9 protein-coding genes and 1 pseudogene are annotated in these 15,442 nt (G+C 62.9%); 5 read left to right on the top strand and 5 right to left on the bottom strand.

Annotated features, from left to right (window positions below; translation table 11 throughout):
- Positions 1 to 9: 9 nt before the first annotated feature.
- Positions 10 to 1,551 carry an acetolactate synthase large subunit gene (locus BT125_RS21260; protein WP_072410002.1) on the bottom strand — a complete coding sequence of 514 codons (1,542 nt, stop codon included), beginning with the start codon at positions 1,549 to 1,551 and terminating at the stop codon, positions 10 to 12.
- A 274-nt stretch (positions 1,552 to 1,825) separates the two neighbouring features.
- On the opposite strand from BT125_RS21260, the gene BT125_RS21255 reads away from it, so the two are divergent.
- Positions 1,826 to 2,578 carry an IclR family transcriptional regulator gene (locus BT125_RS21255; RefSeq protein ID WP_072410000.1) on the top strand — a complete coding sequence of 251 codons (753 nt, stop codon included), beginning with the start codon at positions 1,826 to 1,828 and terminating at the stop codon, positions 2,576 to 2,578.
- 155 nt (positions 2,579 to 2,733) lie between these two features.
- Here the strand turns inward: BT125_RS21255 and BT125_RS21250 are convergent, their stop codons facing one another.
- The 4 genes from BT125_RS21250 to BT125_RS21235 form a co-directional block, all read right to left on the bottom strand.
- Positions 2,734 to 4,059 (bottom strand): hypothetical protein, encoded by a 1,326-nt coding sequence (locus BT125_RS21250; RefSeq protein ID WP_072409998.1) that lies wholly within the window; start codon positions 4,057 to 4,059, stop codon positions 2,734 to 2,736.
- Positions 4,060 to 4,140: 81 nt separating this feature from the next.
- A complete protein-coding gene (locus tag BT125_RS21245) occupies positions 4,141 to 5,490 on the bottom strand; it encodes an aminotransferase class III-fold pyridoxal phosphate-dependent enzyme (RefSeq protein ID WP_072409996.1) in 1,350 nt (449 codons plus the stop codon).
- Between the two features lie 11 nt (positions 5,491 to 5,501).
- Entirely contained in the window at positions 5,502 to 6,923 is a 1,422-nt protein-coding gene (locus BT125_RS21240; protein ID WP_072409994.1) for an aldehyde dehydrogenase family protein, read from the bottom strand.
- Between the two features lie 82 nt (positions 6,924 to 7,005).
- Positions 7,006 to 8,454 (bottom strand): APC family permease, encoded by a 1,449-nt coding sequence (locus tag BT125_RS21235; RefSeq protein ID WP_072409992.1) that lies wholly within the window; start codon positions 8,452 to 8,454, stop codon positions 7,006 to 7,008.
- A 479-nt stretch (positions 8,455 to 8,933) separates the two neighbouring features.
- Between BT125_RS21235 and BT125_RS30075 the strand changes: the two are divergent.
- From BT125_RS30075 to BT125_RS21220, 4 genes and pseudogenes are all read left to right on the top strand, one after another.
- Positions 8,934 to 10,127 (top strand): annotated as a pseudogene (locus BT125_RS30075) (HAMP domain-containing protein); the annotation flags it as partial.
- Between the two features lie 102 nt (positions 10,128 to 10,229).
- Positions 10,230 to 10,985 (top strand): methyl-accepting chemotaxis protein, encoded by a 756-nt coding sequence (locus BT125_RS30070; RefSeq protein WP_371857821.1) that lies wholly within the window; start codon positions 10,230 to 10,232, stop codon positions 10,983 to 10,985.
- A 101-nt stretch (positions 10,986 to 11,086) separates the two neighbouring features.
- Positions 11,087 to 12,256, top strand: coding sequence for an efflux RND transporter periplasmic adaptor subunit (locus BT125_RS21225; protein WP_072409988.1), 1,170 nt, complete (start codon positions 11,087 to 11,089; stop codon positions 12,254 to 12,256).
- Between the two features lie 3 nt (positions 12,257 to 12,259).
- Complete coding sequence (locus BT125_RS21220; protein ID WP_072409986.1) at positions 12,260 to 15,355, top strand: efflux RND transporter permease subunit; 3,096 nt, start codon at positions 12,260 to 12,262, stop codon at positions 15,353 to 15,355.
- Positions 15,356 to 15,442: the final 87 nt, after the last annotated feature.

The following is a 15,442-nucleotide window of genomic DNA, read 5'->3' as shown; positions in this document are numbered from 1 at the left end:
TCCGCTCCTTCACAGCGCCATTTCAATCAGGCAAGGACCACCGTCGGCCTTGGCGTTGGCCAAGGCGCATTGCAGCTCACCGTTGGTGTGCACGGTGCTGGCCGGCAAGCCGTAGCCCTTGGCCAGGGCCTTCCAATCGATGCGTGGGCGGTCCAGTACCGTCAGGCTCAGAGCCTCGGGGCCCAGCTCGGTCATGCCGAAGCGGCGCAGCTCGTTCTGCAGGATGGCGTAACGGTGGTTGGCCGCGATCAGGATCACCACCGGCAGTTGCTCGCGGGCGATGCTCCATAAGGTCTGGATGGTGTACTGGGCACTGCCGTCCGATTGCAGGCAGAACACCTTGTTGCCACGCTCGGCCATGGCGGCGCCAAAGCCCACCGGGATGCCCTGGCCGATGGCCCCACCGGTGTTGGTCAAGACCCGATGCCGTGCGGCGTGGGCCGAGGCGGTGAAGAACGGATAGCCGCACGTGCCGCCTTCCACCGAAACGATGCAATCGTCCGGCAACGATGCGGCCAGCACCTGGCCCACCGACTGCGGTGTCAACGTGGCTTCGCCGGGCGGCAGCTCGATACCGGTTGGCGTGGGCACATAAGCCGGCGCCTCGAGCGCATCGGCCAGCGCAGTGAGCGCCCCGGCAACGTCGTCCCCCACCTCGGCCAGACACAGCAGGCGTTCACGCTCTGCCAGCCGGGAGGCAATGCCTTCGTAGCCGAAGTAGCTGATGGGCTCGGGGACGCCGGCGCAGACCACTGCGTCGTATTGGTCAAGAATCTCGATGGCCACTTCGGGGAAGTAAGGCAGGCGATCCAGGTCTGGCAGGCCACCGCCGCGATAACTCAGGCGCGGAAAGGTCTCGGCGAACAGGCGCACGCCCGGCAGTTGCGCCAAGCGCCCCGCCGCTTCCAGGCCGGCGACGGACAAGCCTTGGTCGCCGACGATAAACACCAGGCGCCGACCATCGCGCAATGCCTGGGCGACCGCCTCGACCCGGTCACCGGCAAAACGCCGGACCGGAACCTGCAATGCCGTGAAGGCTTTCTCGTGCTGCACGGTGTTGGCTTGCAGATCCATCGGCAGAATCAGGCTGGCGATCTGGCCGTTGGCTTGCCAGGCGGCACGCACCGCCTCCTGGAAGTCTTCACCAACGCCCGACGCCGTGCGCGAGGTACGTACCCACTTGGAAACGCTGCCGGCCAAGGCCTGGATGTCACTGGCCAGCGGCGGATCGTAATTGACGTGCCAGGACGCGTGATCGCCAATGACGTTGACAATCGGGGTGTTGGCGCGACGGGCGTTGTGCAGGTTGGCAATGCCATTGGCAAAGCCTGGGCCGAGGTGAGTCAGGGTCATCGCCGGCTTGCCGGCAATCCGGCCGTAGCCGTCCGCCGCACCGGTGCATACCCCTTCGAACAAGGACAACACCGGTTTGAGGGCTGGCGCGCTGGCCATGGCTGCCACCAGGGGAATTTCAGTCGTTCCGGGATTGGCGAAGCAGTATTCGATACCGCTTGCCACCGCCGCCTTCACTATCAGTTGCGCACCATTCATTTCCAGCCCTCTTCATCGAGCGTTTGCAGTGGCTGAGATTTATCACACAGCACAATCGACAAAACAAGCTATTTTTCTGCATTAAAATCATATTTTGAGATTAATGCATATTTTATGAGAGCAAACTACTGTAAATCCGCTTGTATTTCTCAAGCATTGAGTTACCGTGATAACGCGCGCCTGAGCGAGCACCCGGGCTTTTCATCAGCGCCGCGGCTACCTATAGTGCTCACCCAACGCCCCCCTACGCGCCATTCCCCCCTTTAGGAGCGAAATGAGCAGTCTGAGCAAAATGCTGAGTGTGCTGGACCTTTTCGGCCCGGCCACATTGAAGATCGACCCCGAGACCATCGCCGAGCGCATGGGCCTCTCACGGGCGACCGTGTACCGCTACGTCAAGGACTTGTGCGATGCCGGCCTGCTGGTACGGGTGGATGCCGGCAGCTACGGCCTGGGGCCACGCATCATTGAGCTGGACTGGATGATGCGGCAGTACGACCCGATCCTCGTGGCAGGCCGCGAGTTGATGCACGAGCTGTCCGATGCCACTGGCCTGGCGGTGTTCGCCAGCGTTTTCTACGACGGCCGCATCATCAACACCTACATCGCCGAACCCAGTGACACCTACCAGTTCTCATTCGGCCGCGGCCAACCACTGCCGTTTTTTCGCGGCGCGCAATCCAAGGTATTGATCGCCTTCCAAAAGGGTCGGCGCCTGCAACGCCTGTTCGAAGAACACCTGGCCAACGACCCCGACAGCGGCCATGACTGGGCAAGCTTTTCCAAGGCCACGAAAAAAATCCGCAAGGATGGCTATTGCATGACCCACGATGAACTCAACCTGGGCCTCACCGGTATCGCGGCGCCGATCGTCAACCCGGAGCTCGACGAGGTGGTGGGCAGCCTTTCGGCCGTGGGCAGCACCCACAGCTTCAAACTGCTGCGCCAGGAAACCGTGGTTGAAATGGTGATGGACACCACTCGGCGGATTGCCGAGCGGATGCAACATCCGCCTGCTGTCAGCTAGACAACAGAGACACTGCTCATTCAAGAAAAACGCCCCCCTGTGGCGAGGGAGCTTGCTCCCGCTGGGCTGCGCAGCAGGCCCAAAGAGAGGGGCCGCTGCGCGACCCAGCGGGAGCAAGCTCCCTCGCCACAAGGTTTTATCGAACAACTCCTGCCTCAGAACGGCACGGCCACCGTCACCTGGCTGTACACGTTGGTGCCATTGCCCGTCACTTGATTGCCCCCCGTCGTTGCATCCCGATCCGGCTTGTAGAGGCCGATCAGCGGGGTGACGATCAAATGCTCGTTGACGGCCCACTCGACATACACATCCAGCTCACGGGCATCCAGGTTCAGGGCGTTCTCTTTACGTACGGTGTTGTAATCGAAGTACAACGCACCGAGGGTCAGGTTTTCCATCGGCTTGGCGGTCAAGCCGACATGATGAATGCCCGTGTTGCTGTTGAAGGGCCCGGCATAATTGCCCGCGACTTCACCCTGGAACCACGTGCCATAACCCGTGCTCTGCCCGGTGAACAGCGAATCCCACTTTTGCGAATAGCGGGTATAGCGGTACGTCAGCTTGGGTGCCCAGGCGAGATTGGCAAAGGTGTAGCCGGCCTCGGCGTACCAGGCGTTCTGCGGGCCGGCGTCCTTGTCCTGCCAGGCGTATTCGAATGCCAGGCTGGCGTTCTCGATGCCCGCATCGCCTTCACCACGAATGCTGTAGACGTCCATGCCCTTGCGTTGCTTCTGGAAATCGCTGGCCCACTGGTCGCTCACATCAAGGCCATGGATCCAGGTCAAGCCCAATGTCCCGGCCTTGGCGGTGTAGTCCAGCGTGCCAGCGGCCAGTTCGGTTTCGGCCTGGGCACGGTTGTCGGACTTGAGCCAGACCACACTGCCATGCAGCCCCTCCTGCCCGCCCAGACGCAATACGGCGGTCTGATCGAAGGCGTGCCGGGCGGCCAGGTAATAGGCACCTCCGCGATTCAAGCGACCATCGGCAGGCCCTTTGCCCAGGTTCGGCCCGTCATCGTTGATCAAGAACCCCCTGCCCAGCTTGACCACCTGCCGGCCGCCGGAAATATCGACACCGTCCTGTCCCAGCACGGGGAACAGACCGGCGGAGCGCCAGCCCAGGTAAGCGTCTTCGATCTTCGTCGTGCGCTCGCTGCCCAGCGTATTGCCGGCCGCGTCGCCATCGCCCCAGGTGGCGGAACTGACCAGGCTGAACGCCCCGTAGGCGGTGCCATGGCCGGCCAGGCCCTGGTCGCCGCTGACGCCATACTTGATGAAGCCTTCGCGCCAGGTTGAACCGCCGGGCCTGCCGTCATAGTTCTTGCGGCTGTTGAAATGGCCGAACACCGCCAGCATGTCGGCGTTGATGTGAGTGTCGTCATCGGCATACAACGCATAGGCCTGGACCTGACTCGCGGCGCAAAAGGCCAGCGTACAGGCAAGGCCACCGCCGAAAAATTCCATACGTGATAGGTTCCGCATGGCGGGAGCTCCTTGTGGTGCGCCTTTGAAGGCTGTCTTTATATTCAGGAGCCGGCGCAGCACACTGCGCCGGCCTACAGGCTAGTGGCAGTCAGCGAGCGCGCCGTCCAACGCAGCGACCATCATGGCGGCCTCGTCGGAGGTGAGGGTCAGCGGTGGCGACATCACGATTTTGTTGCCTATCGGACGCACCAGTACGCCGGCGCGGCGCGCGTGCTCGGCAATGCGTGAAGCCAGGCCGTTGGCCGGGTCAAGCGGCTCGCGGGTGACCTTGTCCGCCACCAGGTCCACGGCGATCATCAAACCCTTGCCGCGCACTTCGCCCACCACGGCATAACGTTCGGTCAGCGGCTGCAGGTGCTCCAGCAATTGGGCACCGACTTTCCCGGCATTGGCCGGCAAGTCCTCGGCTTCGACAATGTCCAGCACCGCCAAGGCCGCCGCACACGCCGTCGGGTGTCCGCTGTAGGTGTAGCCATGCATGATCACGCTGCTGAAACCCGGTCCGTTCTCGATGGCATCGGCGATGCGCTGGTTGAACACCGTGGCGCCCATGGGGATGTAGCCGGCGGTGATGCCCTTGGCCAGGCACAGCACGTCGGGCGCAACGCCCCAGCCTCGACTGCCGAGCATGCAGCCGGTGCGACCGAACCCCGTGACCACTTCATCGGCGATCAACAAGATGCCGTAGCGATCACAGACTTCACGCAGCCTCTTCCAGTAATGCGCCGGCGGCACGATCACGCCACCGGCACCCTGCACTGGCTCGGCGACCAATGCGGCAATGGTCTGCGGACCCAGCAGCGCGATCTGGTCTTCCAACTGGCGAATGCAGTGAGCGGTCAATTCTTCTGGATCGCGGCAGTCCCAGGGGTTGCGGTATAGCCACGGCGTATCGAGCAGATGACATCCCGCCAACAGCGGCCCGTGGTTGTAGTGATAGACCCCATTACCACCCACGGAGGTGCCGCCCACGTGCACGCCATGGTAGCCATTGCGCAACGACAAGAAACGCGTGCGCCCTGGCTCGCCGCTGGCGATCCAGTATTGGCGGGCCATTTTCAGGGCCGTCTCGACCGCATCGGAACCGCCGGAACTGAACAGCACCCGCGCCATGTTTTCCTGGGCGAACATCGACGTCAGCCGCTCGGCCAGGTCGAACACCCGCGGATGGGCAATGCCGTCGAAGGTCTGGTAATAGGCCAGTTCGTCCAGTTGCGCGGCGATGGCCGCTTTCACCGAAGGCCGGTTATGGCCCACGTTCACGTTCCAGAGGCCGCCTACACCATCGAGCATGCGATGGCCCTCGATATCGGTGATGTAGTTGCCGTCGCCACGGGCAATGATCAACGTCTTGGAGCGGTTGGCTGGTGCCGAAGAACTCATTGGATGCCAGAACTTCTTCTGTGCTGTCTTGTAGTGCTCGTACATGGTTGCAGTCCTCACTCTGTTTCACGCTTGCGTACGTACAACAGCTGTTGGCCGGTAAACTCCAGCAGCCCTTCAAGGCCGAACTCGACGCCGAACCCGGACATCTTGCTGCCACCAAACGGCGTATTCGGCTGGATCTGCGCATGGCAATTGACCCAGGCCATGCCGCATTCCAAGCGACTGGCCAATGCCTGTGCCTGCTCGCTGTCGCTGCCCCAGACCGACCCTCCCAGGCCCATGTCGCCGGCATTGGCGCGGCGCAGGACATCCTCGACATCCTGATAGGCAATCAGGGGCAACACCGGACCGAACTGTTCCTCGTCCACCAGGCGCTGTCCGTCGGTCACATCGGCCACCAGCGTCGGCGGATAGAAAAAGCCCGGGCGGTCCAGTCGGGCACCGCCGCACAACACCCGCGCCCCCTGGGCACGAGCGTCCGCCACCAGTTCCTCAACCAGCATCAGTTGTTCGAGGTTCTGCACCGGGCCAAACGTGACCCCAGGCGCCAGGCCGTCACCCACCACCTGACGCCTGGCGATAACGGCCAGGGCCTCGGCGAAGGCCTCGTACTGGGATTGGTGGATGTACAAACGCTTGAGGGCAGCGCAGGTCTGCCCCATGTTCAGGAAGGCCGCTTGGAAAATGTCTTCGGCCACCGCCTCGACCGGCGTGCCGGGCAGCACGATGGCGGCATCGTTACCGCCCAGCTCCAGGGTCAGGCGCTTGAGGTTGCCAGCGGCGCCGCGCATCACGCTTTGGCCGGTGGCGGTCGAGCCGGTGAAGACGATCTTCTGGATGCCGGCATGGGCAGTGATCGCACTGCCAAAACCTTGTTCACCGGTCACGCTATTGATCACGCCCCGAGGGACATGGCGCGCGATGATCTCCACCAGGCGCAAAGTGCTCAGGGGGGTCAGGCTCGACGGCTTGCTGATCACGCAGTTGCCGGCCCGCAACGCCGGCATGATGTGCCAGACGGCGATCATGAATGGCCAGTTCCAGGGTGTGATCGATGCGACGACGCCCAACGGCTTTCGGTGCAGTTCAATACGCTGGCTCGGGGTCTCCTCCACCAACTCTACGGGGATCTGTTGTTCGGCGGCGTAACGCGTCCAGGCCACCGCGCCCATGACTTCGGAGAACGCCAGTTCCAGTGGCTTGCCCTGCTCCAGGACAATCAGCCGGGCCAACGACTCGGCGTCCTGCTCGATGTCCGCCGCGATGCTCAGCAGGCGCTGGCGGCGATCTTCATGGCTGCTGTATCGCCACTCGATAAAGGCCGACTGCGCCGCTTCGACGGCAAGGTCCAACTGGGTCAGAGAACCGGCCGCGCAACGGGCGAACACGGTGCCGGTCGCCGGATTGACCACATCGAAGTGGCCGTTTTCGCCGTCGACCGGGGCTCCATTGATGAGCATTTGATAATCGTGCATAGCATCTTCCTTTCACGCGCTGCCGGACCGTCCCGAACGACAGCGCAGTTTTTTGTGTGGTTTGACGTGGTCGCGTGGCGCCCTAGAGCTTGTGGCTGCCCAACGCCATGAACCGCTCGGGTGAGGACTTGCGCAATCGGGCGGCGAGGAACACGCCGACAATCAGCGCGACGGGAATGACGGCGCAAAGGCCGTAGGACAACAGCTGGCTGGCGCCGGTCAGCACGTCGAAATGAATCACTGCAAGGACCAGGACCGCCAGCAATGCCAGGCACGAAAAGCCCGGAAGAATCCGACCGCGCCAGAGCCCCAGCTTCAACTCCGGGTGCGAACGGAAATAGACCCATACCGCCGCCGAGGTCAGGGCCATGAGCAGGATCACGCACAACGTGGCCAGGTTGGAGAACCAGGCGAACAATTGCAGGATCGGGTCGGCGTCCAGCGCGGCGAAGATCAGCACCACCACCGCTGCGATCAGGCTCTGCAAGACCGAGCCCATGTGCGGACTCTGGTGCACGCGGTGGGTGGTGCCCAACCGACTGTGCAGCAAACCGTCACGCCCGATGGCGTAGAAATAACGCGCCGCGGCGTTGTGGAACGCCAGCAGCCCAGCGTAAATGCTGACCATGAACAACACACGGATGATTTGGGTCAGGTGCGGGCCGACAAAGTGGTCGGACATGCCGTAGATGAACGTGGTGGGATCCTGGAGCGCCTGCAAGGTCGGTACGATCTTGTCCGCGCCGACGCCAACCACCATCGCCCAGACCGACAGGGCATAGAAACCGCCGATCAACAGCACCGAGCTGTAGGTGGCGATGGGAATCGTACGGTGTGGGTTCCTGGCCTCCTCGCCGTAGATGGTGGTGGCCTCGAAGCCGATGAACGCCGCGAAGCAGAACAGCAAGCCGATGGACGGCGTGCCGCTGAACACATGGCTGCGATCGAACGAATCGAGATTGATACCGCTGTCGCCACCGGTCTTGAGGATGGCGAAATCCAGCGTCAGGATCGCCAGGTACTCGGCAATGACCACCACCGACAGCACCCGGGCCGACAGGTCGATCTTGCGATAACCGAGAATCGCGATACTCGCCATCGCCAGGAGCGAATATGTCCACCAAGGCAAATCCAGGCCAAAGACACTGGCCATCGTGCCGCTGACCACGCCGCCGAACATGCCGTACAGCCCGACCTGGAGAATGTTGTAGGCGAACATCGCCAGCACCCCCGCCGCGCCGCCGGCCAGGCCACCCAAACCGCGAGAGGTGAAGGCATAGAAACCACCGGCATTGGTCAGGTGCCGGGACATGGCCGTGTAGCCGGCCGAGAAGGCCAGCAACACCAACAGCGCCAGGAGCAGCAACGCCGGCGTACCAGCGCCGTTGCCCAGCATGATGCCGATGGGGAAGCCGCCGGCGATGACGCTCAAGGGGCTCGCCGCCGAAATCACAAAGAAGATGATGAAGCCGACGCCCAGGGCACCGCGCTTCAACTCCGTCGAGTCGCTGATCGGGAAAGATACGCTCATTGTTCTTGACCTTATTGTATGAGGCAGTTGTTGCTGGATCGGAGACGGCCGGTTTCGCCGACGTCCAAAAGCTTATTGTTCTGCTTGTACGCTGGATTCGATGCTAGGCCCTTGCCAAAACCCTTCGCTATCCCAAAACGGCAGCATCCGAGGCGGCGCCCCAAAACAGGTCAGCCCAATGCTGTAACGCTGACCATGTCCCTGGACCAAACAACAAACTGTGGCGAGGGAGCTTGCTCCCGCTGGGCCGCGAAGCGCCCCCTCTTTTCTGGGCCTGCTGCGCAGTCCAGCGGGAGCAAGCTCCCTCGCCACAGGTTTTGTGTTTTCTTGGCGGAACCGCATTGCCCAACGCCTGGGCATAAAGGCTGCCGATTCGGGATAACCGGCAGGCGCTTCCTGCCGCAAGATAGCCTCGCCCGTCGTTCAAGCAGTGCTGGGCACAGAACAATAAAAACCCCTAAGCGCAGGAAAATCTCAGCATGTTCTTCGCTCGTCTCTCTATCCAATGGCGGATCACGCTCCTGAGTGGGCTGTGCCTGCTGGCCGTCGTCGGAGCATTGACCGGTGCCTCCCTGTATCAGAACCAGCAAGGCGCAACACTGCTCAAGCAGCAAAGCAGCCAACTGCTCGGGCGCTCGGCCCTGGAAGGCCTGCAGGCACAGGCCCTGGCACACGGTCAGCGAGTGGAGCGCTTTTTCAGCGAAACCGCGATCTATGGGGAAGGTTTTGCCCAACAGGTCCTGCAACTGCGCGCCCAGGCGTGGAACGGGCGACTGACGCCAGGGCAACTGCGCCGGGACCTGATTGCTGCAACCCGCCAAGCGCTCCAGAACCGCGAAAAAATCCTTGGCTTCTACGTGGTGCTGTTTCCCGACGCGCTGGTTGGTGAAGACGCCGGTTTCATTGGCCAACGCGATCTGGCCGGCAATGAAAAAGGTCGCTTCGCCTTGTACTGGTCGCAAAGCCAACCCGGCCACTTGGTGCAGGAGGTGCTCAGCGAAGCCCAGATCAGCGCCAACACCGCACCACCGGGCAGCGAGCCGGCCAACGCCTGGTACGTCTGTCCGCAGACCCTGGGGCGCACCTGCGTGACAGAGCCCTACGCAATCGAGGTCGAAGGCCAGAAGACATTGATGAGCAGCATCTCCATACCGCTGCTGGACCAGGGCAACGTCATCGGCGTGGTGGGCATGGACATCAGCCTCGATACTCTCCAGCAACTGGCCGCCAGCCTGGCCAACGACCTGTATCCCGGCCACAGCGAGATCAATATTCTTTCCCCGTCAGGGCAAGTTGCCGGCCATAGCGGCACGGTTGACGGCACCTCGGTCGACGTTCGGCAAGCCGTGCAAACCGTTGCCGCCAATAGCCCCTGGCAATTGCAGATACGCGTACCTGAAGCCCTTGTGCAAGCACCAGCCCTGCACATGCAGGCGCAACTGGACGACAAGCATCGCCAGGCCAACTGGTTCAACCTCAGCCTGGGCTTGCTGGCTGCCGGCTTGGGACTGTTGCTCATCTGGCTCACCGCTTACGGCGTGACCCGGCCGCTGCTGAGGGTGGCGCATATGCTCGATGCGATTGTCGAAGGCGACGGCGACCTCACCCCACGCCTGCCCAACGACCGCCACGATGAATTGGGCCATCTGGCCAGAGGGTTCAACCGCTTCCTCGACAAGTTGCAGCCCATTATCCGCGATATCCAGCAAGCCTCCCTGGACACCCGCAACACCGCCGATACGTCAGCACAGGTGGCCCGGGAAGTCAGCGCCGGCATGCAAACGCAGTACCGGGAAGTCGAGCTGGCAGCGACCGCCTTGCATGAAATGAGCACCAGCGCCCAAGAGGTGGCTCGCCATTCCCACCAGGCGGCCGATGCCGCCACCGTCGCCGAAAGCGCCAGCCGATCGGGGCGGGAGTTGTTCGCCAACGCGGTCACCAGCATCGACAGCCTCGACCGGCGCCTGGCAACCACGCTCGAGCAAGTGCAGGCGCTGGCCGGCAACAGTCAACACATCGGCCAGGTGCTGGACGTGATTTGTGCCATTGCCCAGCAGACCAACCTGCTGGCCTTGAATGCCGCCATCGAAGCGGCCAGGGCCGGTGAACAGGGGCGCGGCTTCGCCGTGGTGGCCGACGAAGTTCGCCATCTGGCCAGCAACACCCAGAACTCGGTCGAGCAGATACGCACGGTGATCGAAGCGTTGCAACAGTTGAGCCAGGAGGTCGTGCACAGCACCCAACTGAGCCGCGAACAGGCCAGGGACAGTGTCGCTCAAGTCGAAAAGACCCATGTGGCGCTGCAACACATCACCGACGCCGTGGAAGTGATCGAACACATGAACCAACAGATCGCCAGCGCCGCCCTGGAGCAAAGCGCTGTCGTGGAAGACATCAGCCATCGCGTCAGCGACATTCGCGCAATCAGCGAAACCTTGACCAGCCGGATGGAAGAAGCGTCGCAGGCGAGCCACTCGTTGCATGCCATGGCCAACCATCAACAGCAGTTGGTGGGGCATTTTCGGATCTAGCGGCCTGTGCGCTTACACAATTTCACAGAGCGCCTACAAAGCTTCACCCCTGGCATTGGCCTCGATCCCTACCATGGGCGGCTCAATATTGGGGAAGCACCATGTCCAAGATTCCTTTCGTCACACTGGGTCTGTTGATCGGCGCGCTGCTGCTCAGTGGCTGTGATAGCGCTTCGAACCCGCAAGCCTCCGCCCCGCTGGCAAGCGTGCGTGTCGAAACGGTCCAGGCCCGGCCACTGTCGATCAGTAACGAGCTGAGCGGCCGGATCGCCGCGCCACGGGTCGCCGAAGTCCGGGCGCGGGTCGCCGGCGTGGTCTTGCAGCGGGTGTTTCACGAAGGCCGGGACGTCAAACAGGGCGAGGTGCTGTTTCGCATCGATCCGGCGCCGTTCAAGGCCGACCTGGACAGTGCCGAGGCGGCGTTGCGCAAGGCCGAGGCCAATGCGTTCCAGGCCCGCTTGCAGGCACAACGTTACGCCCAGTTGATCGACGACAAGGCGATCAGTGGCCAGGACTACGACAACGCCAGGGCCAACGTGCGCCAGACGGCCGCGGACGTCTCCGCCAGCAAGGCCGCGGTGGAACGGGCGAAACTGAACCTGGGGTATGCCACGGTGACCGCGCCGATATCCGGGCGCATCGGCCGAGCGCTGGTGACGGAAGGAGCCTTGGTCGGGCAGAACGAAAGCACGCCGTTGGCGTTGATCCAGCAACTGGACCCGATCCACGCCGACCTCACGCAATCGACCCGCGAACTCAATGACTTGCGCCGCGCCTTTCGCGCAGGGCAACTGCAAGCGGTCGGCCAGGGCCAGGCCAAGGCCACCTTGATCCAGGACGACGGCAGCCCTTATCCACTGCCCGGCAAGTTGCTGTTCACCGACCTCAGCGTCGACCCGAGCACCGGCCAGATCACCCTGCGCAGCGAGTTCCCCAACCCCGACCTGGACCTGCTGCCGGGCAGTTTCATCCGCGTGCGCCTGGAACAGGCGGTCAACAGCCAGGGCATCACCGTGCCGCAACGGGCCATCTTGCGCGACAGCGCCGGCATCGCCCAGGTGTTGCTGCTGGACGCCGAGCAAAAGGTCAGCCAGCAACCGGTGCAACTGGGCGCCGCACAAAACGATCGCTGGGTCGTCACCCACGGTTTGAAACCCGGCGACCGCATCGTCATCGAAGGCCTGCAACACGCCCGTCCCGGCGAGCACGTCCGGATCGACGACTCTCCACTTCCCCTCGCCCAGGTTCCCGGGCCACAGGCAGGACACTAAGCCATGCCGCAATTTTTCATCGACCGTCCGGTATTCGCCTGGGTCGTCGCGTTGTTCATCCTGTTGTCCGGTGTCCTGGCCATCCCACAACTGCCGGTGGCGCAATACCCGGTGGTGGCCCCGCCACAAATCGAGATCTACACCGTCTACCCAGGCGCCTCGGCGCAGACCGTGGACGAAAGCGTAGTCAGCCTGATCGAGGAAGAACTCAACGGCGCCGACAACCTGCTGTATTTCGAATCCCAAAGCAGCCTGGGCAGCGCCACCATCACCGCGACCTTCCAACCCGGGACCAACCCGGAACTGGCCCAGGTCGACGTGCAGAACCGCCTCAAGGCGGTGGAGTCGCGCCTGCCGCAAGCGGTCACGCAGCAGGGCCTGCAAGTGGACAAAGTCTCCGCCGGCTTCCTGTTGCTGATTACCCTCACCTCCAGCGACGGCAAGCTCGACGACGTGGCCCTAAGCGATTACCTGGCACGCAACGTGATGAACGAGATCAAGCGCCTGGACGGTGTCGGCAAGGCTCAACTGTACGGGGCCGAGCGCGCCATGCGGATCTGGATCGATCCGCAGAAACTCGTCGGTTTCAACCTGACCCCGGCCGATGTCAATGCCGCCATCGCGGCGCAGAACGCCCAGGTGTCGGCTGGCAGCCTGGGGGAGTTGCCGAGCCGCAGCACCCAGGAAATCACCGCGACCATCATCGTCAAAGGCCAGCTCAACACGCCGCAAGAGTTCGCCGACATTGTGCTCAAAGCCAATCCCGATGGCTCGACGGTACGCATCGCCGACGTGGCACGGGTGGAGATCGGCAGTCAGGAATACCAGTTTTCCACGCGCCTGAACGGCAAGCCGTCCACCGCGGTGGCGGTGCAACTGTCGCCGGGTGCCAATGCCCTGAACACCGCGACCCTGGTGCGCAACAAGATGGACGAGCTGTCGCGCTACTTCCCGGCCGGCGTGGAATACAAGATTCCCTACGACACCTCGCCGTTCGTCAAGGTCTCGATCACCAAGGTGATCTACACCCTCGGCGAGGCGATGTTGCTGGTGTTTGCGGTGATGTTCCTGTTCCTGCAGAACATCCGCTACACCCTGATCCCGACCCTGGTGGTGCCGGTAGCGCTGATGGGCACCTTCGCGACGATGCTCGCGCTGGGGTTCTCGATCAACGTGCTGACCATGTTCGGCATGGTGCTGGCCATCGGTATCCTGGTGGACGATGCCATCGTTGTGGTGGAGAACGTCGAGCGGATCATGGCCCAGGAAGGCTTGTCGCCCAAGGAGGCCTCGCGCAAGGCCATGGAGCAGATCACCGGTGCGATCATTGGCATCACGCTGGTGCTGGTGGCGGTGTTCATTCCGATGGCGTTCATGCAGGGCTCGGTGGGGGTGATCTACCAACAATTCTCGCTGTCGATGGCGACGTCGATCCTGTTCTCGGCCTTTCTCGCCCTGACCTTGACCCCGGCGCTTTGCGCGACCTTGCTCAAACCGGTCGCCCAAGGTGATCACCACGCCAAAAGCGGTTTCTTCGGCTGGTTCAACCGTGGCTTCGACCGCTTCGGCGACCGCTATCAGGGGTGGGTGGCCTATGCGGTGAAACGCAGCGGCCGTTATCTGCTGATCTACGGCGTGCTGCTGGTGGGCATGGGCCTGTTGTTCAGCCGCCTGCCCTCCTCGTTCCTGCCGGTGGAAGACCAGGGCTACACCATCACCGACATCCAGCTGCCACCGGGTGCGAGCAAAAACCGGACGGTGCAAGTGGTGGAGCAGATCGAAGCTCACAACGCTGGCGAGCCGGGGGTCGGCGACAGCACGATCATTCTCGGTTTCAGTTTTTCCGGCAGTGGACAGAACGCAGCCCTGGCCTTCACCACCCTCAAGGACTGGTCGCAACGTGGCGCCGAGGACTCGGCGGCGTCGATTGCCGACCGAGCCAACCTGGCCCTGGGTCAAATCAAGGACGCCATGGCGTTCTCGGTGCTGCCGCCGCCCGTGGATGGCCTGGGCACCTCCAGCGGTTTCGAGTTCCGTTTGCAGGACCGTGGCGGACTCGGCCACGCCACTTTGATGCAGGCCCGCAGCGAACTGCTCGCCGCCGCCGAAAAAAGCCCGATGCTGATGAATGTGCGAGAAAGCGCCCTGGCGGAGGCGCCGCAGGTGCAACTGGAGGTCGACCGCAAGCAGGCCAATGCCCTGGGCATTTCCTTTGCCAATGTCGGCAGCGTGTTGTCCACGGCGGTGGGTTCAGCCTACATCAACGACTTCCCCAACCAGGGACGGATGCAGCGGGTGGTGGTCCAGGCCGAGGGCGACCAGCGCAGCCAGGTCGAGGACCTGCTGAAGATCCACGTGCGCAACAACAGCGGGAAAATGGTCCCGTTGTCGGCATTCGTCCAGGCCCGCTGGACCCAGGGGCCGGCGCAATTGACCCGCTATAACGGTTATCCGGCGGTGAGCATTTCCGGCGAACCGGCACCGGGCTACAGCACCGGGCAAGCCATGGCCGAAATCGAACGGCTGGTGGCCCTGGGGCCGACGGGCCTGGGCCAGGAATGGACCGGGTTGTCCTTGCAGGAACGCTTGTCCGGCAGCCAGGCGCCGATCCTGTTGGGCCTGTCGCTGCTCGTGGTGTTCCTGTGCCTGGCGGCGCTGTACGAAAGCTGGTCGATCCCGACCTCGGTGCTGCTGGTGGTGCCACTGGGTGTGCTTGGCGCGGTATTGGCCGTGTCGTTGCGCGGCATGCCCAACGATGTGTTCTTCAAGATCGGGTTGATTACCATCATCGGCCTGTCGGCGAAGAACGCGATCCTGATCATCGAGTTCGCCAAGAGCCTGTACGACGAAGGCCACGACCTGATCGACGCCACGCTCCAGGCCGCACGCCTGCGCCTGCGACCGATCATCATGACCTCGCTGGCGTTCATCCTCGGTGTGGTACCGCTGGCGATTGCCACCGGTGCCAGCTCGGCGAGCCAGCAGGCCATCGGCACCGGGGTGATCGGCGGGATGATCACCGCCACGCTGGCGGTGGTGTTCGTGCCGGTGTTTTTCGTGGTGGTGATGAAGCGTGTCAGGCATGTTGATCCGAAATGAGGTCAGGCCGGGCCACCGCTATCGCGAGCAAGCCCACTCCTACATTGGATCTTCAGCGGACACACTGTCCGCGTGCATCCGCAATCC

The organism is Pseudomonas sp. NFACC04-2, assembly GCF_900119265.1.
Taxonomy (GTDB): Bacteria; Pseudomonadota; Gammaproteobacteria; order Pseudomonadales; family Pseudomonadaceae; genus Aquipseudomonas; species Aquipseudomonas fluorescens_AA.
This window is presented reverse-complemented; position numbering and strand designations above follow the sequence as displayed.